Origin of the sequence: Paracoccus xiamenensis, assembly GCF_011308835.1 — a bacterium.
In the GTDB taxonomy this organism is placed as follows: domain Bacteria; phylum Pseudomonadota; class Alphaproteobacteria; order Rhodobacterales; family Rhodobacteraceae; genus Paracoccus; species Paracoccus xiamenensis.
In genome coordinates this window covers 168,867-187,111 of sequence record NZ_JAAOHY010000002.1, presented here as the reverse complement: position 1 = coordinate 187,111, position 18,245 = coordinate 168,867, and the positions used below count along the sequence as shown (strand labels likewise).

Below are 18,245 nucleotides of genomic sequence, written 5' to 3'. Positions count from 1 at the left end.
CGGCCGACACGATCCGGGGAAATGCCATGTATACCGTCACCATCCTTGCCGCCCCTGCCCGCGCCGATCTGACCGAGGAACGCGTCGAGGCCCTGCGCGACCTGTTCGCCGGCGGGCACATCATTTGGCTGGATGACAGCATCGCCGCCGAGTTCCCCACCGATGCCCTGCCCGAGGACGCCGCCGCCATCGCCGACGACACCCGCATGGCCGGTTTCGATCTGGTCATCCAGCCGACGGAAGGGCGGCGCAAGGCGGTCCTGCTGGCCGACATGGATTCGACCATGATCCAGCAGGAATGCATCGACGAACTGGCCGACATGGCCGGCGTCGGCCCTCGGGTGGCCGACATCACCGCGCGCGCAATGAATGGAGAGCTGAATTTCCACGAAGCCCTGATCGAGCGCGTGGCCCTGCTGGCCGGCCTTGATGAGCGGGTGATCCAGCAGGTGCTGGACGAACGCATCACCATCGCACCGGGTGGCCGGACCCTGATCGCAACCATGCGGGCGCAAGGCGCCTATTGCGCGCTGGTATCGGGGGGCTTCACCGCCTTTACAGCCGCCATCGCGGCCGAGCTGGGCTTCAATGAACACCGCGCCAACACCCTGCTGGCCGATGACGGTGTGCTGACCGGCCATGTCGGCCTGCCGATCCTCGGCCGCGAAGCCAAGATCGAAGCCCTGCAGGACATCACCGCCCAGCACAGCCTGACCCCGGCCGAGGCCATCGCGGTCGGCGACGGGGCCAATGACCTCGGCATGATCCAGCTTGCCGGGACCGGTGTCGCGCTGCATGCCAAACCCGTGGTGGCGGCGCAGGCGGGCGTCAGGATCGACCATGGTGACCTGACGGCGCTGCTGTATATCCAGGGTTACGGCCGCGACGAATTCGTTATTGAGTGACGCAGAGGCCGGCAGCTTCAAGCACACAATCCCGCTGCAAATGAAAAAGGGCGCCTTCGCGGGCGCCCCTTTGCATCTTCGGGAACCGGGCCTTAGTCCTTGGCGCGTTCCACATAGCTGTTATCGGCCGTGTTGATGACGATCCGGGTCCCCGCGCCGATATGCGGCGGCACCATGACCCGCAGCCCGTTGTCGACCTGCGCCGGCTTATAGGACGACGACGCCGTCTGGCCCTTCACGACCGGCTCGGTCTCGGTCACTTCGACGGTGATGCGCTGCGGCAGTTCCAGCGCGATCGGCACCCCGTTGAAGACCTGCAGGAACACCCGCATGCCTTCCTGCAGGTAAACCGACTGATCGCCGATCACATCGGCGGGGCCCACGACCTGCTCATAGGTCTCGGGCTCCATGAAGTGATAGCCTTCGCCGTCTTCATACAGAAAGTCATAGGCGCGTTCGTCGACATGCGCCTTTTCGACCTGATCGGTGGTTTTCCAGCGTTCAGTCACCTTCACGCCATCGGCGATGCGGCGCATGTCGACGCTGGTGGTCGGCGTACCCTTGCCGGGGTGGAAGTTTTCGGCCTTGAGAACGACGTAAAGGCGTTCGTCGATTTCGACCACATTGCCTTTGCGAAGGCTGGAGGCGATGACTTTCATCTGTGGGTTCCTTGCGAACTTGTCGGGGTGCGCGTAAGCGCATTGTGCGCGTCCCTACCCCATGATTTGCCCCATTGCCAGAGAAACCATGAGCGATCCCCAATGGTGGCAACCCCACCGCCACCTTGACCGCCGCCCTGCCCTGCTGGCCCGCAACCGCATCCAGCGCGCCATTCGCGGCTGGCTGGACAGCAATGACTTTCTGGAGGTCGACCCGGCAGCGCTGGCGATAAGCCCCGGAAACGAGACGCATCTGCACGGGTTTTCGACCGGCATGATCGGCAATGATGGTGTGACGCGGCCGATGTATCTGCACACGTCGCCCGAATTCGCGATGAAAAAGCTGCTGGCGGCGGGTGAAAGCCGCATCGCCGCCTTTGCCCATGTCTGGCGCAACCGCGAACGCGGGGCGCTGCATCACCCCGAATTCACCATGCTGGAATGGTATCGGATCGGGCAGGAATACACCGTGCTGATGGATGACTGCGCCGATTTCCTGATGCTGGCGGCAGAGGCGGCGGGCGCAAACGAATTCCGTTTTCGCGATGCTGCTTGCGATCCCTTCGCGAGCCCCGAACGGATCAGCGTGGCCGAGGCCTTCACGGAACATGCCGGCATCGACCTGCTGGCGACCATCGCCGCCGATGGCACAACCGACCGCGACGGGCTGGCCGCTTTGGCTGCGGGCGCAGACATCCGCGTGGCCGATGATGACACATGGTCGGACATCTTCTCTCGGGTGTTGGCGGAACGGGTCGAGCCGCATCTGGGGCATGGCGTGGCCACGATCCTTGACCGCTATCCCACGCCCGAGGCGGCCTTGGCGCGGCGATCCCCTGACGACCCACGCGTCTCCGAACGGTTCGAACTGTATGCCTGCGGGGTCGAGCTGGCCAACGGTTTCGGCGAGCTGACCGACCCGGTAGAACAGCGCGCCCGCTTTCAGGCCGACATGGCCGAAAAGGCGCGGATCTATGGCGAGGCCTATCCGCTGGACGAAGACCTGCTGGCGGCGCTGGCGATCATGCCCCCGGCATCGGGCATTGCGCTTGGCTTCGACCGGCTGGTCATGCTGGCCACCGCCGCCCCGTCGATCGAGGCGGTGATGTGGGCGCCCGTCCCCGACCCCGCCTAAGGCGCCAGCCGCGCAAGAATCTCCGCCGCCATGCCGGCTTGCGCCCGTGCGCATTCCGTCCCGGCCCAGAACGGGCCGTAGCCGTTTTCGCCGGCCTTTGCGGCGACCCCATGCAGCGCCTTCAGCGCCGAATAAGGCAGCGGATAATCCGGCGCGGCGCTGTCATCGCGACTGCTGATCAGGTTCTCTACCCCGCGCGCCGGGCGCCCCGAAATCGCCCGCGTCATCCGTGTAGCCCCGCCAGCCAGCGCGGCGCGATGCGCGGCCGAGGTCCCGGCCTCATCCGCCACAGGAAATGCAGTGCCGCATTGCGCGGCGACCGCGCCCGCCGCCAGAACCGCCTGCACGTCCGCGCGCGACATGATCGCGCCGGCCCCGATCAGCGGCAGGCCCACGTCTTTCAGCACGGCCAGCAGGTCCAGCGTCTCCAGCCTTTCGTCGGGACCGTTCTCGTCAAACAGCCCGCGATGCCCGCCAGCCTGCCAGCCCTGCGCGACGATTCCATCCAGCCCTGCCGCCACGATCTTCTGCGCATCGGCTAGGTTCGTCGCCGAACCCAGCAGCACCGCGCCGCTGTCCTTCAGCGCCGCAATCTGATCGGCAGGCGGCAGCCCAAAATGAAAGCTGACCACACCGGGCTTTTCGGCCAGCAGCATTGCCAGCATGTCGGGATCCAGCGCGAAGGGGCGGTAGCCGTCTTCCAGCGCTGCGGGCGGGGCCACGCCAAAGCGCGCGAAATCCTGTGCCAGCGCATCAAGCCACGCGGCCTCCTGCGCTGCATCGCGCCTTGGCGGGCGGTGGCAGAAGACATTCACGTTAAAGCGCGCCGCTGTCAGCGCGCGGGTCTGGCGCACCTCCTGCCCTGCCCGCGCGGCATCCATCGCCGCCACGCCCAACGAACCAAGGCCCCCTGCATTCGCCACCGCCGCCGCAAGTGCGGGCGTCGTTACACCCGCCATCGGCGCCTGCACGACAGGCACCGCCACCCCGATCCGTTCCAGAAGCATCGCATCCTCCATTTTCTGCCATTTACAATCCCATCGCCGCGCAGGATCAAGCGGGCATGTTCGAACTCGCGCTTGATGTCACCCTGTTGCTGATCGCCGCTGCCTTCGCGGCGGGCTTTGTCGATGCCATTGCCGGCGGTGGTGGGCTGATTACCGTGCCGGTGCTGATGCTGGCGGGACTGCCGCCTGCGCAGGCGCTGGCGACAAACAAGGTGCAGGGCGTTTTCGGGGCGGCGACGGCGGCGTTAAGCTATGCCTCATCCGGTCTTGTCGACTTGCGCAAACAGATGGGCGCGGCGGCGATCGCCTTTCTGGCCGGGCTGGCAGGCGCGTTCTGCGTCAGCCTGATCCCGACGCAGGCGCTGCGCTATGTGCTGCCGCTGATTCTGATCGCCATTGCCGCCTTCTTCGCGCTGAAACCGGGCCTTTCTGATGCCGATCGCACGGCGCGGATCACGCCGGCGGCCTTCACCCTGTTCGTGGTGCCGTTCATCGGCTTCTATGACGGGTTGGTCGGCCCGGGCACCGGCGCCTTCTTCATGTTGGGTTTCGTCATGCTGGCGGGCTATGGCATCCTGCGGGCCACGGCGCATACGAAACTGCTGAACTTCGCATCAAATCTGGGTGGGCTGGTGGCCTTTGCGCTGGTAGGAAAGCCGCTGTGGATTACCGGGCTGGCCATGGGTGCGGCGCAGATCGCCGGGGCCTGGGTCGGATCCAGACTGGCCATGCGCATCGGGGCAAAGCTGATCAAGCCGCTGCTGGTCGTCACCTCGACCACGCTGGCGCTGAAGCTGATTTATGACCTGTTCTAGGCCGCCCCGCCGCGACGCCTAAAGCGGCAGGCCGCCTTCTTCCTTGGCGGATTTCAGCACGATCTCGGACCGGACCTGAATCACCTGCGGATGTGGCAGCAGCCGGTCATGGATGAAATCCGCCAGCGCATCCAGATTGCGGATATGCAGCTCCAGCACATAATCGGCATCGCCGGATACGGAATGCGCGGCGCGGACCTCTGGCTGGGCGGCGATGAAGCTGGCGAAATCCTTGTCATTGGCGGCGCCGTGGCTGCGCAGGTTGACCCGCGCGAAGGCACGGATGCCAAAGCCCAATGCGCGCCCGTCCAGCCGCGCCGAATAGCCCCGGATCACGCCCGAACGTTCCAGCGCAGCCCGGCGCCGCGAACATTGCGAGGGTGAGAGATTGACGATCTCGGACAGCTGGGCATTGGTCAGCGCGCCATCGCGCTGCAATGCAGCAAGAATCGCACGATCAAAGCTATCATGCGTGGAACTGGGCATAACACGGCCAAATCTACATGAATGATGCACCATACTGCAAATTCGTGCCACGAATGCAAACCTCTTGTGCGGTCGCTGCGGCATAATATTCCCAAGCGAACAGGAGGATATCATGGGCCCTTTCCCACATAACGCACCCAAGGCCGAAATCAGCACGACCAACCCCGCCGGCACCGATGGCTTCGAATTCGTCGAATTCGCCCATCCGAACCCGCAGGAGCTGGACGCGCTGTTTCGCAAGATGGGCTTTGTTCCGGTGGCGAAGCACAAGACGAAGAACGTCACGCTGTATCGCCAGGGCGGCATCAACTATGTGCTGAATGCCGAACCGGACAGCCACGCCAGCCAGTTCATCACGGATCACGGCCCCTGTGCGCCCGCGATGGGCTGGCGCGTCGTCGACGCCCAGCACGCGCTGAAACGCGCCGTCGAACTGGGGGCGGAAGAATATACCGGCCCCGGCAAGGTGCTGGATTTCCCGGCCGTTTACGGCATCGGCGGCAGCCTGCTGTATTTCATCGACAAGTATGACGATACCGGCAGCGCGTGGTCGGACAGCTATGACTGGCTGGGCGAAGCCGATCCGCGCCCGGAAGGCGTCGGTTTCTACTATATCGACCACCTGACGCATAACGTCATTCGCGGCAACATGGACACCTGGTACAAGTTCTACCACGACACCTTCAATTTCCGCGAGATCCGCTATTTCGATATCAAGGGCAAGCAGACCGGGCTGTTCAGCCGGGCGCTGACCTCGCCCGATGGCAAGATCCGCATTCCGATCAACGAATCCGCCGACGAACACAGCCAGATCGAGGAATATCTGCGCGAGTACAAAGGCGAGGGCATCCAGCACATCGCCGTCGCGACCGAAGATATCTACAAGGCCACCGACGCCATCGCCGCCAAGGGGCTGGAATTCATGCCCGGCCCGCCGGCAGTCTATTACGAGATGTCGAAAAAGCGCGTCTCGGGGCATGAGGAACCGCTGGAGCTGATGAAGAAGCACGGCATCCTGATCGACGGCGAGGGCGTGGTCGATGGCGGCACGACCCGGATCCTGTTGCAGATCTTTTCCAAAACGGTGATCGGGCCGATCTTCTTCGAATTCATCCAGCGCAAGGGCGATGACGGCTTTGGCGAGGGTAATTTTCGCGCCCTGTTCGAATCCATCGAGGAAGACCAGCTGCGCCGCGGCGTGCTGAACGCCGAATGAGCTGGCAGGACTTCTCGGCCGCGCCCGCCGAGGGCACGGTCATCTGCACCGCCGATCAGGTCGAGGGCCTTCACGCCTTCGACCTCGACGGCTTTCCGCTGCTGGTCATCCGCGATGCGCATGGCCTGCGTGGCTTCGTGAACCTTTGCCCGCATCAATATCTGCCGCTGGACTTTCACGGTGACCGCATCCTGTCGGCGGATGGGGCGCGGCTGATCTGTTCCGCGCATCAGGCGCAATTCGACACCGTCACCGGCGAGGTCTGCGCCGGCCCGGCCGATTGCGGTCTGGATTCGGTGCCATTGCGGGAACAAAATGGGAAGATTTTCATCGCTGGCTAGGCCACGGACAACAAACGCCCAGCATTCCCAAGGCTAGTGTAAAATCGCAGCCAAACACACCATATCTAGTTGACAGAACCGTGACGCCGCCACAATATGGACGGGCTGCGGCAAGCTGGGAATCATCCCGGCGCGGGACAGAAACGGGGCGCACAAGCACCGGCACATATCCCGCGACAACAGGCGCCAAGGCGAAAGACAAACCTGCGGCAGGGACCCTGGGCGTATCAATCGGAAAGGCATGGCTTTTTCCGAACGCCCGCCTTCTGCCCTCCGCGAACCAGACATGAGGGACAAGATGAGCATCACCGTTTACAGCAAGCCGGCCTGCGTCCAGTGCACCGCGACCACCCGCGCCCTGCAAGCCCGCGGCATCGAATTCAACGTCGTCGACCTGACTCAGGACGAGGACGCTTATGCCCATGTCTCGGGCCTCGGCTATCGGCAGGCGCCGGTCGTCATCGCCGGCGACGCGCATTGGTCGGGCTTCCGCCCGGACCTGATCGGCACGCTGTCCTGATCCCTGCCCGGCATCGCAAATTGGCATTTCGACATGGCGCAGCTCGTCTATTTCTCCTCTCGCTCGGGCAATACGGCGAAATTCGTCGCCCGGCTGGGGCTGGACGCGCTGCGCATCCCGATCAGTGCCGATGACCCGATGCCCCTGCCCGATCAGCCCTATGTGCTGATCTGCCCGACCTATGCTGACGGGGAAGGCCGCGGTGCCGTTCCCAAGCAAGTCATTCAATTCCTGAACGATCCTGACCGGCGCGCGCTGATCCGCGGCGTCATTTCCAGCGGAAATCGTAACTTCGGTGCGCTTTTCGCCTCGTCAGGCGACGTGATTTCCGGCAAATGCGGGGTCCCCCTGCTGTGCCGGTTCGAACTGGCCGGCACCGAAACCGACATTGCCCGCATCCGCGACGGGCTTACCCGCTTCTGGAGAGAGACATGCTTGATGACCGCCTGAACCGTCCCGCACCAGAGACGGGGGACTATCACGCGCTGAACGCCATGCTGAACCTGTACGACGATGCAGGTCAGATTCAGTTTGATGCGGATCGCAAGGCGGCGCGGCAGTATTTCCTGCAGCATGTGAACCAGAACACGGTCTTCTTCCACAGCCTGGACGAAAAGCTGGGCTATCTGGTCGACGAAGGCTATTACGATGCCGCCGTGCTGGACCAGTATTCCAAGAACTTCCAGCGCAAGATCTGGGACGAGGCCTATGGCAAGAAGTTCCGCTTCCCAAGCTTCCTGGGCGCGTTCAAATACTACACCTCTTACACGCTGAAGACCTGGGACGGGCAGCGCTTCCTTGAGCGTTACGAGGACCGCGTGGTCATGGTCGCCCTGACGCTGGCACAGGGCGACGAGGCGCTGGCGACGCGGCTGATGGAAGACATCATCGACGGCCGTTTCCAGCCCGCGACGCCCACCTTCCTGAACTGCGGCAAGCAGGCGCGCGGCGAATTCGTGTCCTGCTTCCTGCTGCGGATCGAAGACAACATGGAAAGCATTGGGCGCTCCATCAACTCGGCCCTGCAACTGTCCAAGCGCGGCGGCGGCGTCGCCCTGATGCTGACCAATATCCGCGAACATGGCGCGCCGATCAAAGGCATCGCCAACCAGTCCTCGGGCGTGATCCCGGTGATGAAACTGCTTGAGGACAGCTTCAGCTATGCCAACCAGCTGGGCGCGCGTCAGGGCGCGGGCGCTGTCTATCTGAACGCGCACCACCCCGATATTCTGCGCTTCCTGGACACCAAGCGGGAAAACGCGGACGAGAAGATCCGCATCAAAACCCTGTCGCTTGGCGTCGTCATTCCCGACATCACGTTTGAACTGGCGAAAAAGAACGAGGATATGTACCTGTTCTCGCCCCATGACGTGCAGAAGGTCTATGGCGTGCCCTTCTCGGATATCTCGGTGACCGAGAAATATCACGAGATGGTCGACAACCCGAAGATCCGCAAAAAGAAGATCAACGCCCGCGCCTTCTTCCAGACCCTGGCCGAAATCCAGTTCGAATCCGGCTATCCCTATATCATGTTCGAAGACACGGTGAACCGCGCCAACCCGATCGCGGGCCGCATCGCCATGTCGAACCTGTGCAGCGAGATCCTGCAGGTCAACAGCGCGTCCGAGTTCAACGAGGACCTGTCCTATGCCGAAATGGGCACGGATATTTCCTGCAACCTCGGGTCCTTGAACATCGCCAAGGCCATGGATGGCGGCGATCTGGCCGGCACCGTCGGCACCGCGATCCGGGCGCTGAATGCTGTGTCGGAAATGTCGGCCATCGATTCGGTGCCGTCGATCCGCAAGGGCAATGACGAAAGCCATGCCATCGGGCTGGGCCAGATGAACCTGCACGGCTATCTTGCGCGCGAGCGGATCCATTACGGATCGCCGGAAGGTATTGATTTCACGAATATCTACTTTGCCACCGTGCTGTATCACGCGCTGCGGGAATCGAATGCACTGGCACGCGAGCGCGGCCGCAGCTTCGCCGGTTTCGAAGACTCGCAATATGCCGACGGGTCTTTCTTCGACAAATATGTCACCCGCGACTGGCTGCCGGAAACCGAACGCGTGGCCGAGCTGTTCGAGACCGCCGGCATCACCGTCCCCACCCGTGAGGACTGGGCCAGCTTGCGCGACGCGGTGATCGCGGACGGGCTGTATAACCGCAACCTGCAAGCGGTGCCGCCGACCGGCTCGATCAGCTATATCAACTATGCCACCTCCTCGATCCACCCGATCACCGCCAAGATCGAGGTCCGCAAGGAAGGCAAGATCGGCCGCGTCTATTACCCCGCGCCGTACATGAACAACGACAACCTGGAATATTACCGCGACGCGTACGAGATCGGCCCCGACGCCATCATCGACACCTATGCCGCGGCAACCCAGCATGTCGATCAGGGCCTGTCGCTGACGCTGTTCTTCCCCGCCGATGCCACCACGCGCGACATCAACCGCGCCCAGATCTACGCCTGGAAGAAGGGCATCAAGACCATCTATTACATCCGCCTGCGCCAGAACGCCCTTGAAGGGACCGAGGTTCAGGGCTGCGTTTCCTGCACGCTGTGAGGACTGCCATGAAAGACATCGCCAAAACCCGTGCCGTTCCCGCCGCCGTCAACTGGAACCGGCTGCAGGACGACAAGGATCTGGAAATCTGGAACCGCCTGACCGCCAATTTCTGGCTGCCGGAAAAGGTGCCGCTGTCGAACGACATTCAAAGCTGGTCGCTGCTGACGCCGCAGGAACAGACGCTGACCATCCGCGTCTTCACCGGGCTGACGCTGCTGGACACGATCCAGAACACAGTGGGCGCCCCTTCCCTTCTGCCCGACGCGCTGACGCCCCATGAAGAAGCCGTGCTGACGAATGTCGCTTTCATGGAGGCGGTTCATGCGCGCAGCTATTCCTCGGTCTTCTCGACCCTGTGCCAGACCTCGGAAGTTGATGAGGCCTTCCGCTGGTCGTCGGAAAACGAACAGCTTCAGGCCAAGTCGCGCCTGATCCTGGACGAATATGACAGCGCCAGCCACCCGCTGAAGAAGAAGATCGCATCTGTCTTCCTGGAAAGCTTCCTGTTCTATTCGGGCTTCTACCTGCCGATGCATTGGTCCAGCCGCGCGCGCCTGACCAACACCGCCGACCTGATCCGCCTGATCATCCGGGACGAGGCGATCCACGGCTATTACATCGGCTACAAGTTCCAGCGCGCCCAGGAAAAGCTGACCGAGGCCGAGCGCGCCGAGCTGAAGGATTTCGCATTTGCTCTCCTGTTCGATCTGTACGAGATCGAGACCAAATACACCGAAACCCTTTACGATCCGGTTAACCTGACCGAGGACGTGAAGACCTTCCTGCATTACAACGCCAACAAGGCGCTGCAGAACCTGGGTTACGAGGCGCTGTTCCCGCCGGAAGCCTGCAAGGTCTCGCCCGCGATCCTGGCCGCGCTGTCGCCGAACTCGGACGAAAACCACGACTTCTTCTCTGGCTCGGGTTCCAGCTATGTGATCGGCAAGGCGGTCGCGACGGAAGATGACGATTGGGACTTCTGATCCCGCGCGGCCTTCGCAAAACACGGATGCTCCGGAAAGATGCGCCTTGGCGCATCTTTTTCGTTTTTGCCCGGTCCTTCGGCTGCCACCGGCAAGACGGCTCACCCAGATTTGCGCCAGGCGCAAACCTGCCATGCGCAAGGAACCCGCTGGAATTTACCGCTCAACAAGCTGTCATTTCCCAACCGCGAGAGCGGCGGTAAACCCGCAACCCACTATATTAAATATATCTTCTGTCCGCGCCCCAGACACAGATCACTACAACTCACGCGGGCGTGGATGCAGCCGCGCCACGCCCCGCGCCATGCGGCCGGTGCGCGCCTTTAAAGGGATTGGGCGCAGGTCTACCTCTGCCTCACACAACGACACTCTGAGTTGGAGATTTCAGATGAAACTCGTTTTTGCTTCCCTCGCCGCCTCGCTGGTTGCTGGTTCGGCCCTTGCCGGTGGTTACACCGCGCCGGTCACCACGCCTGAGCCGATCGTCGCCGCGCCGATCGTGGTCGCGGATCCGTCGGACTGGACCGGCTTCTACGCTGGTGCGCAGTACGGCCAGGGCTCTTTCGAGCTGTCGGGCAACGGCATTGACGCCGACGAGGACATGGACGCTTACGGTCTGCATGGCGGCTATCTGCACGACTTCGGCAAGTTCGTTCTGGGTGGCGAATTGGACTATAACAAGCTGGACATCGACAATGTCGACGACAAAGGCGACCTGACCCGCCTGCGCGCCCGCGCCGGTTACGACATGGGTCGCTTCATGCCCTACGTCACGCTGGGCGCCGCGCATTTGTCGATGGATGGCGACGGCTATGACATCTCGGAAACCGACGTGACCTATGGCATCGGCGGCGACTTCAAGGTCACCGACGCCTTCACCGTCGGCGCCGAGTACACCAAGCAGGACTTCAGCGATGTCGACGACATCGACGGTCTGGATCTGGACACCGACATGGTCCAACTGCGCGCGGCCTATCATTTCTGATTGGCGCATCACGTAAAGGAAAAGGCGGTCCTGCGGGACCGCCTTTTTCTATTGGGACTAACCTATGGGACGATCTGACGCCGTCAGCCCCAGCATTGCATTGCCTCATCGCCATATAGTTGCACGAGCGACACACATTCACCCGATATAGATGATCCATATTAACATTTGATAATCGTCGTCATAGCTGTTCGATCTCGTAACTACCTGAAGAATTGGAACTTAAATGAAATTCGTACTCGCAGCCGTCGCCGCCACTGTTCTCGCCGGTTCGGCCCTTGCTGGTAGCTATAACCCGCCGGTCCAAGAGCAGGACGTGATCGTTCAGGACGTCGTCGTCACCGATTCGACCGACTGGACCGGCTTCTACGCTGGTGCCCAAGTTGGTACCGGGAATGGTAAAGTGTCCTACCGAGGTTTTGAAGAAAAAGGCGATGTCGAAGCTTACGGTGTCCATGGCGGCTATCAGCGCGACTTCGGGACTTTCGTCTTTGGCGGCGAACTGGATTTCAACAAGCTGAACGACGGCGACGGCGCGGATCTGATCCGTCTTCGCGCCCGCGCCGGCTATGACCTGGGCCGCGTTCTGCCCTACATCACCGTTGGCGCTGCGCATGTTGCGGACGGCGACCTTTCGGAAAACGGCGTGACCTATGGCATCGGCGCAGACTTCAAAGTGAACGACAAGTTCACCGTCGGGGCTGAATACAGCAAGCAGGACTTCAACGATTTCAACGGCGTCGATGGACTGGATCTGAACACCGACATGGTCCAACTGCGTGCCGCCTTCCGCTTCTGATCAGAAGTTGACGGCAATTCGGAAAAGCGGCCCTTTCGTGGGCCGCTTTTTTCATGGCTTGCACAGGGCGCGGCATTGCCCTCGGCCTGTGGATCCCTGATGCATCGTTCGGTATCCGGCTTTAACCAATTCAGCCTATTGCAATTTCAAAAGGCGGGCTGCGTTGTGCCACGCTGCCCGCCTTGAGGTCGATCATTCAGCCGCCGTTTCTGGCGGCGATACGTTTACCGCGTAAACTTCTTATACTTCACCCGCTTCGGCTCAATCGAATCCGGGCCAAGGCGGCGCACCTTATCCGCCTCGTAGTCCTCGAAGTTGCCCTCGAACCATTCGACATGGGCGTCGCCCTCAAACGCGAGGATATGGGTGCACAGGCGGTCAAGGAAGAAGCGGTCGTGGCTGATGATGACGGCGCAGCCAGCGAAATCTTCCAGTGCCGCTTCCAGCGCCTGCAGGGTTTCGACGTCCAGATCGTTGGTCGGTTCGTCCAGCAGCAGCACGTTGCCGCCAGCTTTCAACAGCTTGGCCAGATGGACGCGGTTACGCTCACCCCCCGACAACTGACCGACCTTCTTCTGCTGGTCACCGCCCTTGAAGTTGAAGGCAGAAGCATAGGCGCGGCTGTTCATCTGCGCGTCGCCCAGCACGATCTGTTCGGCCCCGCCGCTGATTTCTTCCCAGACGGTCTTGTCGCCCGCCAGCGCGTCGCGCGACTGGTCGACATAGGACAGGTTCACCGTGTCGCCATAGGTCAGCTCGCCCGCGTCAGGCTTTTCCTGACCAGTCAGCATGCGGAACAGGGTCGATTTACCCGCGCCGTTCGGGCCGATCACGCCGACGATACCGCCGGGCGGCAGGCTGAAGCTCAGATCCTCGATCAGAAGCTTGTCGCCCATGGCCTTTTTCAGGCCCTCGACCTCGATCACCTTGCCGCCAAGGCGCTCACCATTCGGGATGATGATCTGGGCGCGGGACAGCTTTTCACGCTCGGACTGGCCGGCGAGTTCGTTATAGGCGTTGATCCGGGCCTTCTGCTTGGCCTGACGGGCCTTGGCACCGGCGCGGATCCATTCAAGCTCGCGCTCCAGCGTCTTCTGCTTGGCCTTGTCCTCGCGCGCTTCCTGTTCCAGCCGCTTGGCCTTCTGTTCCAGCCATGCGGAATAGTTGCCCTCGTAGGGAATGCCGCGGCCGCGGTCGAGTTCGAGGATCCAGCCGGTGATGTCATCCAGGAAGTAACGGTCGTGGGTGACGACGAGGATCGTGCCCGGATATTCGATCAGGTGCTTTTGCAGCCATGCAATCGTTTCGGCATCAAGGTGGTTGGTCGGTTCGTCCAGCAGCAGCATGTCGGGCGCTTCCAGCAGCAGCTTGCACAGCGCGACGCGGCGGCGTTCACCGCCCGACAGGGTCGAGACATCGGCATCGTCGGGCGGGCAGCGCAGAGCCTCCATCGCGACGTCGATCTGGCTGTCCAGATCCCACAGGTTGCCGGCGTCGATCTCGTCCTGAAGCTGCGCCATTTCCTCCGCGGTTTCGTCCGAATAGTTCATCGCCACTTCGTTATAGCGATCCAGCTTGGCCTTCTTTTCCGCCACGCCCAGCATGACGTTTTCGCGGACGTTCAGGCTTTCGTCCAGCTGCGGCTCCTGCGGCAGATAGCCGACCTTCGCGCCCTTGGCGGCCCATGCCTCGCCAGTGAAATCCTTGTCCATGCCGGCCATGATCTTCAAAAGTGTCGATTTACCGGCGCCGTTGACGCCGACAACGCCGATCTTCACGCCGGGCAGGAAGTTCAGGCGGATGTTTTCAAAGACCTTCTTGCCGCCGGCATAGGTCTTGGACACACCGTCCATGTGATAGACGAATTCGTAATTGGCCATGGGGTCCTCGCAAACGGATTTTGACGCTATTTAGGTGATCGCCGCGCGAAGTTGAAGCGTCAGCGCAGGGCGGCGTTGAAGCCGGCATCGAAATTTGCCGCCAGAAAGGCGTATTGCGGCGCCAGCCGGGCGGTCAGTTCGACGCGCAGGGCGTCGGGCACGTCCTCGGCCCCCTTGGTCGCGAAAACACGCTTGTCCAGCCCCTCATAGCGGTGGGGCTGAAGACCAAGGAAGCGCTCGACCTCGGCCATCAGGCCGTGGGGGTCGCGGGCGATGCGGCCGTAAGGCAGGAACAGCAGACGGTCCGGCGGGATCCGCGCCTGCCAGCGCGGCACATAGGTGGCATAGTCGCCGCGCGCCTCCAGCACCGGGTCGCGAGCCTCGCGCTGCCAGTCGGCAAGGGTCGCGGGCGTGCGACCGGCGCGCTGAAGGTTCATCCGCAGCTGGGAAATCAGCCGGTCGACCGGGTCGCGCAGCAGATAGATGAACTGAGCATCCGGCAGGAATGCGGTCAGATACTCCAGCCCCTCGGGCGGCAGGCCGCTATATGCCGGGGTGATTTCGACCGGGCGACGATCCGGCGGGGCAGGGGCGAAGATGGTCTGATACCAGTCTTCGGTGAATTGCGGGGCGGATTCGATCCGATCCAACCAGGCAGACAGCGCCGGCGGTGTCGGCTTGCCCTGCCGGGCATAGCGCGCGCGCACACCGTCGGCAGAGTTGCGGATGTTCCGGCCGGTCCATTTGCGATGATCGGGGCAGAACAGATGGTCGAAGTAATGCGATTCCTTGATCGGCGGGGTCCACAGGCCGGGATGCTGGCGCAGCGCTGAAAACAGCCAACTGGTGCCCGCCTTCTGCGCCCCGATCCCCAGAACCGAGGGCTTGCGCGGCTGCGGATTTGCGGCCCAGTCATTGGCGGCCGCGTTACGGATGATTGACGGCGCGGCCTGCTGGGTCAGATCCAGTTGCGCATTGAAATCATTGTCGAAATTATCGGTCAAAAAGTCGTATTGGCGGGCCAGACGCGCGCGCAGGATGGCGCGGCCTTCCTCGGGGAACTCGACCGCTTCGGCGCCTTTGTGGATCACCTTGTCGAGGCCAGCGTAGCGGAACGGATCAAGGCCCAGAAAGGCCTCGACCTCTGCCATCAGCCCGGCTGGATCGCTGGCGATGCGGCCGTAGGGCAGCACCAGCAGCCGGTCCGGCGGGATCCGCGACTGCCAGCGCGGCAGGTAAGTCGCGTAGTCGCCGCGCTCGGCCAGATCGGGATCGTCCAGATGCCGCAGATAGCCCTGTGGCGCTTTGGGCAGCGCCTTCCGGCGCGCAAGGTTCATCCGCAATTGCGAGATCGCCCGCGCCACCGGATCGCGGATCAGATAGATGAACTTCGCCCGTGGAAGGAAATCCGCCACCTCGTCGACGCCGGCATCGGGCAGGGTCGAATATTCGGGCGTGGTGTCGACGGGCAGCATGCCGCGCGGGGCAGGGGCGAAGGCGTGACGATACCATTTCTGGGTGAACATGGGATCCGCGGTCATCTCGACCAGATAGCGGACCATCTCGTCGGGCATCTCCTCGCCGCGCTGGCGAAAGCGCCGCTCGGTCGCGCGCAGGGCCTCGCGGAAATGCCAAGGCAGCCACTTCCGATGTTCGGGGCAGTGGCGGGCGTTAAAATAGTGCAGTTCCTTGAAGGGCGTCGTCCAGATCTTCGGATGCTGGTTCAACTGCTGATGCAGCCAGCTTGTGCCGGCCTTCTGGGCGCCGATGCAGACCACGCGCGGCTTGCGCGGCTTGCCCTCGGCATCCCATGCACGCGTCAAATTTTGCCCCAAAGGTCGTATTCGCCGGCCTCATCGACGGTGACGCTGACGATATCGCCGGGCTTCAGCGCCTCGAATCCTTCGTCGATGAACAGGTTGCCGTCGATTTCGGGCGCGTCAGCCTTGGTGCGGCAGGTGGCGCCGTCTTCGTCGACCTCGTCCACGATCACATCAATGCGGGTGCCGACCTTGGCGGCCAGCTTGGCCTCGGAAATGGCCTGCGCCTTTTCCATGAAACGGTCAAAGCGGTCCTGCTTGACCTCCTCAGGGACATGATCGGGCAGGTCGTTGGCGCGCGCACCCTTGACGTTTTCGTATTGGAAGGCGCCCACGCGGTCCAGCTGCGCCTCGTCCATCCAGTCCAGCAGAGTCTGAAACTCCGCTTCGGTTTCGCCGGGATAGCCGACGATGAATGTCGAACGCAGGGTGATGTCAGGGCAGGCCGCACGCCATGCGGCGATTTCGTCCAGCGTCTTTGCCGCCGCCGCGGGCCGGGCCATGCGTTTCAGCGTGTCCGGGTGGGCGTGCTGAAAGGGGATGTCCAGATAGGGCAGCACCAGACCTTCGGCCATCAGGGGGATCAGGTTGCGCACATGGGGGTAGGGGTAAACATAATGCAGCCGCACCCAGGCGCCCAAGGATCCCAGATCACGCGCCAGATCGGTGATATGGGCGCGGTGGCCCCGATCCTCGGCATGTTTCAGGTCCACCCCATAGGCCGAGGTATCCTGCGAAATCACCAGCAATTCCTTGACGCCCGCCGCGACCAGCTTTTCGGCCTCTCGCATGACCGCATGGGCCGGGCGGCTGACCAGACGGCCGCGCATGTCGGGGATGATGCAGAACTTGCAGTGATGGTTGCAGCCTTCCGAGATCTTCAGATAGCTGTAATGGCGCGGCGTCAGGCTGACGCTGCTGGCCGGCAGCAGGTCGACGAAAGGATCGGGCGCGGGCGGCACGGCACCGTGCACGGCATCCAGCACCTGTTCGTATTGATGCGGACCGGTGACGGCCAGAACCTTGGGATGCGTGCCGGTGATATAGTCGGGTTCGGCCCCCAGACAGCCGGTGACGATGACGCGGCCGTTTTCCTTCAGCGCTTCGCCAATGGCATCAAGGCTTTCGGCCTTGGCGCTGTCCAGAAAGCCGCAAGTATTCACGATCACCGCATCGGCGCCGGAATAATCGGGGCTGATCGCATAGCCTTCGGCACGCAGCCGGGTCAGGATGCGTTCACTGTCCACCAGCGCCTTCGGACAGCCAAGGCTGACCATGCCGATGGTGGGCTGACCGTCGCGGCGCACATCGGGAATCGCGGCGCGGGCAAGGTCGGGGCGTAGCTGGGGCGGATTCTGGCTCATGGTGGGGTCAAATAGGATCAGCCCTGCGCAAAAGCAAGCTGTCCAGACTGGCTGAAATGCCCGGCCGGCGCGAACCGGCCGGGCAGGGGCCTTATCTGTCCGGCACGACCGAAGCCAGCGCGATCATCGACACCCCGTTCGAGATCAGCTCGATCGCCAGCAGCACGCCCAGCAGCGTGACCACCGAGGCGGGGAAGTTGGCGAAGATCATCACCGCCAGCACAATCGCCAGCAACCCGCTGAGCAGCACCAGCCAGAAGGCACCGGTTCCGCGCAGTTGGAAGGCCATGATGACCCGGAAGATACCGGTCGACATGAACAGGATGCCGGCCAGAACGGTCAGCGTCACGATGCCTTCCAGCGGATTGCCCAGCAAGGCGATACCCAGAAGAACGAAGGCAATGGCCGCCAGGATTGCCCAGATGCGCGCGCCCCAGCCCTCTGCCCGGAAGGCCAGGAAGATTTCCAGCACACCAACGATCAGAAAGCCCCAGCCGGCAATCTGTTCCGCCGCCAATGTTGCGGCTATTGGATTGGCCAGTGCCAATATGCCGGCGATGATCGAAATGATACCGATTATTATCCAGAGAATTTTCATAGAAGCGAACTCCTGAATTGATCCAGTGGCAAAACTGTCTCATATCAGAGGCTTGCCGAATACTCGGAAATAGAGATTTGAGGGATATTCTTTGCCGGTGTCACATTATTGCGCAAACGCGAACGATTTGCGCGCAAGGTATAGTTCACGCAG

General features: G+C 62.4%; 18 protein-coding genes. 11 read left to right on the top strand and 7 right to left on the bottom strand.

Annotated elements, in window-relative coordinates; genetic code table 11:
• Nucleotides 1-26: 26 nt before the first annotated feature.
• Nucleotides 27-905: a phosphoserine phosphatase SerB gene (serB, locus tag G7044_RS07700; protein WP_166327774.1), complete on the top strand. Its 879-nt coding sequence runs from the start codon at nt 27-29 to the stop codon at nt 903-905.
• Nucleotides 906-997: 92 nt separating this feature from the next.
• On the opposite strand, the gene efp is transcribed toward serB, so the two are convergent.
• Nucleotides 998-1,564: an elongation factor P gene (efp, locus tag G7044_RS07695; protein WP_166327772.1), complete on the bottom strand. Its 567-nt coding sequence runs from the start codon at nt 1,562-1,564 to the stop codon at nt 998-1,000.
• An 88-nt stretch (nt 1,565-1,652) separates the two neighbouring features.
• On the opposite strand from efp, the gene epmA reads away from it, so the two are divergent.
• The gene (gene epmA, locus G7044_RS07690) at nt 1,653-2,699 is read left to right on the top strand and encodes an EF-P lysine aminoacylase EpmA (protein ID WP_166327770.1); all 1,047 of its coding nucleotides are present in this window, start codon (nt 1,653-1,655) and stop codon (nt 2,697-2,699) included.
• Here epmA and G7044_RS07685 read toward each other — a convergent pair.
• On the bottom strand, nt 2,696-3,706 hold the full coding sequence (locus G7044_RS07685; protein WP_235931205.1) for an NAD(P)H-dependent flavin oxidoreductase: 1,011 nt from the start codon (nt 3,704-3,706) through the stop codon (nt 2,696-2,698). The genes epmA and G7044_RS07685 overlap by 4 nt on opposite strands.
• 56 nt (nt 3,707-3,762) lie before the next feature.
• Here G7044_RS07685 and G7044_RS07680 point away from each other — a divergent pair, with 56 nt between their 5' ends.
• Nucleotides 3,763-4,521, top strand: coding sequence for a TSUP family transporter (locus G7044_RS07680; protein WP_166327766.1), 759 nt, complete (start codon nt 3,763-3,765; stop codon nt 4,519-4,521).
• An 18-nt stretch (nt 4,522-4,539) separates the two neighbouring features.
• Here G7044_RS07680 and G7044_RS07675 read toward each other — a convergent pair whose 3' ends face one another.
• A complete protein-coding gene (locus tag G7044_RS07675; protein WP_166327763.1) occupies nt 4,540-5,007 on the bottom strand; it encodes an Lrp/AsnC family transcriptional regulator in 468 nt (155 codons plus the stop codon).
• A gap of 112 nt (nt 5,008-5,119) precedes the next feature.
• Here G7044_RS07675 and hppD point away from each other — a divergent pair, with 112 nt between their 5' ends.
• From hppD to G7044_RS07635, 8 genes are all read left to right on the top strand, one after another.
• Complete coding sequence (hppD, locus tag G7044_RS07670; protein ID WP_166327761.1) at nt 5,120-6,223, top strand: 4-hydroxyphenylpyruvate dioxygenase; 1,104 nt, start codon at nt 5,120-5,122, stop codon at nt 6,221-6,223.
• Nucleotides 6,220-6,564, top strand: coding sequence for a Rieske (2Fe-2S) protein (locus tag G7044_RS07665; RefSeq protein WP_166327759.1), 345 nt, complete (start codon nt 6,220-6,222; stop codon nt 6,562-6,564). The genes hppD and G7044_RS07665 overlap by 4 nt, the downstream gene beginning before the upstream one ends.
• A gap of 298 nt (nt 6,565-6,862) precedes the next feature.
• Complete coding sequence (nrdH, locus tag G7044_RS07660) at nt 6,863-7,084, top strand: glutaredoxin-like protein NrdH (protein WP_166327757.1); 222 nt, start codon at nt 6,863-6,865, stop codon at nt 7,082-7,084.
• Between the two features lie 33 nt (nt 7,085-7,117).
• Entirely contained in the window at nt 7,118-7,534 is a 417-nt protein-coding gene (nrdI, locus tag G7044_RS07655; protein WP_166327755.1) for a class Ib ribonucleoside-diphosphate reductase assembly flavoprotein NrdI, read from the top strand.
• Nucleotides 7,516-9,660 (top strand): class 1b ribonucleoside-diphosphate reductase subunit alpha, encoded by a 2,145-nt coding sequence (nrdE, locus tag G7044_RS07650; protein ID WP_166327753.1) that lies wholly within the window; start codon nt 7,516-7,518, stop codon nt 9,658-9,660. The genes nrdI and nrdE overlap by 19 nt, the downstream gene beginning before the upstream one ends.
• Nucleotides 9,661-9,668: 8 nt before the next feature.
• Complete coding sequence (nrdF, locus tag G7044_RS07645; RefSeq protein ID WP_166327751.1) at nt 9,669-10,646, top strand: class 1b ribonucleoside-diphosphate reductase subunit beta; 978 nt, start codon at nt 9,669-9,671, stop codon at nt 10,644-10,646.
• A 388-nt stretch (nt 10,647-11,034) separates the two neighbouring features.
• Nucleotides 11,035-11,631 carry an outer membrane protein gene (locus G7044_RS07640; protein WP_166327749.1) on the top strand — a complete coding sequence of 199 codons (597 nt, stop codon included), beginning with the start codon at nt 11,035-11,037 and terminating at the stop codon, nt 11,629-11,631.
• Nucleotides 11,632-11,857: 226 nt separating this feature from the next.
• Nucleotides 11,858-12,430: an outer membrane protein gene (locus tag G7044_RS07635; protein WP_166327747.1), complete on the top strand. Its 573-nt coding sequence runs from the start codon at nt 11,858-11,860 to the stop codon at nt 12,428-12,430.
• A gap of 224 nt (nt 12,431-12,654) precedes the next feature.
• On the opposite strand, the gene ettA is transcribed toward G7044_RS07635, so the two are convergent.
• From ettA to G7044_RS07610, 4 genes are all read right to left on the bottom strand, one after another.
• Nucleotides 12,655-14,310 (bottom strand): energy-dependent translational throttle protein EttA, encoded by a 1,656-nt coding sequence (ettA, locus tag G7044_RS07630; RefSeq protein WP_166327745.1) that lies wholly within the window; start codon nt 14,308-14,310, stop codon nt 12,655-12,657.
• Between the two features lie 59 nt (nt 14,311-14,369).
• A complete protein-coding gene (locus G7044_RS17985) occupies nt 14,370-16,133 on the bottom strand; it encodes a sulfotransferase family protein (RefSeq protein WP_235931204.1) in 1,764 nt (587 codons plus the stop codon).
• Nucleotides 16,130-17,494 carry a 30S ribosomal protein S12 methylthiotransferase RimO gene (gene rimO, locus G7044_RS07615; RefSeq protein ID WP_166327743.1) on the bottom strand — a complete coding sequence of 455 codons (1,365 nt, stop codon included), beginning with the start codon at nt 17,492-17,494 and terminating at the stop codon, nt 16,130-16,132. The genes G7044_RS17985 and rimO overlap by 4 nt, the downstream gene beginning before the upstream one ends.
• Nucleotides 17,495-17,585: 91 nt before the next feature.
• Nucleotides 17,586-18,092: an HdeD family acid-resistance protein gene (locus G7044_RS07610; RefSeq protein ID WP_166327741.1), complete on the bottom strand. Its 507-nt coding sequence runs from the start codon at nt 18,090-18,092 to the stop codon at nt 17,586-17,588.
• Nucleotides 18,093-18,245: the final 153 nt, after the last annotated feature.

What these genes read in the sequence shown, in the direction of transcription:
- serB (WP_166327774.1), top strand. Translation starts at nt 27, where the DNA reads ATGTATACCGTCACCATCCTTGCCGCCCCTGCCCGCGCCGATCTGACC.
- efp (WP_166327772.1), bottom strand. Translation starts at nt 1,564, where the DNA reads ATGAAAGTCATCGCCTCCAGCCTTCGCAAAGGCAATGTGGTCGAAATC.
- epmA (WP_166327770.1), top strand. Translation starts at nt 1,653, where the DNA reads ATGAGCGATCCCCAATGGTGGCAACCCCACCGCCACCTTGACCGCCGC.
- G7044_RS07685 (WP_235931205.1), bottom strand. Translation starts at nt 3,706, where the DNA reads ATGCTTCTGGAACGGATCGGGGTGGCGGTGCCTGTCGTGCAGGCGCCG.
- G7044_RS07680 (WP_166327766.1), top strand. Translation starts at nt 3,763, where the DNA reads ATGTTCGAACTCGCGCTTGATGTCACCCTGTTGCTGATCGCCGCTGCC.
- G7044_RS07675 (WP_166327763.1), bottom strand. Translation starts at nt 5,007, where the DNA reads ATGCCCAGTTCCACGCATGATAGCTTTGATCGTGCGATTCTTGCTGCA.
- hppD (WP_166327761.1), top strand. Translation starts at nt 5,120, where the DNA reads ATGGGCCCTTTCCCACATAACGCACCCAAGGCCGAAATCAGCACGACC.
- G7044_RS07665 (WP_166327759.1), top strand. Translation starts at nt 6,220, where the DNA reads ATGAGCTGGCAGGACTTCTCGGCCGCGCCCGCCGAGGGCACGGTCATC.
- nrdH (WP_166327757.1), top strand. Translation starts at nt 6,863, where the DNA reads ATGAGCATCACCGTTTACAGCAAGCCGGCCTGCGTCCAGTGCACCGCG.
- nrdI (WP_166327755.1), top strand. Translation starts at nt 7,118, where the DNA reads ATGGCGCAGCTCGTCTATTTCTCCTCTCGCTCGGGCAATACGGCGAAA.
- nrdE (WP_166327753.1), top strand. Translation starts at nt 7,516, where the DNA reads ATGCTTGATGACCGCCTGAACCGTCCCGCACCAGAGACGGGGGACTAT.
- nrdF (WP_166327751.1), top strand. Translation starts at nt 9,669, where the DNA reads ATGAAAGACATCGCCAAAACCCGTGCCGTTCCCGCCGCCGTCAACTGG.
- G7044_RS07640 (WP_166327749.1), top strand. Translation starts at nt 11,035, where the DNA reads ATGAAACTCGTTTTTGCTTCCCTCGCCGCCTCGCTGGTTGCTGGTTCG.
- G7044_RS07635 (WP_166327747.1), top strand. Translation starts at nt 11,858, where the DNA reads ATGAAATTCGTACTCGCAGCCGTCGCCGCCACTGTTCTCGCCGGTTCG.
- ettA (WP_166327745.1), bottom strand. Translation starts at nt 14,310, where the DNA reads ATGGCCAATTACGAATTCGTCTATCACATGGACGGTGTGTCCAAGACC.
- rimO (WP_166327743.1), bottom strand. Translation starts at nt 17,494, where the DNA reads ATGAGCCAGAATCCGCCCCAGCTACGCCCCGACCTTGCCCGCGCCGCG.
- G7044_RS07610 (WP_166327741.1), bottom strand. Translation starts at nt 18,092, where the DNA reads ATGAAAATTCTCTGGATAATAATCGGTATCATTTCGATCATCGCCGGC.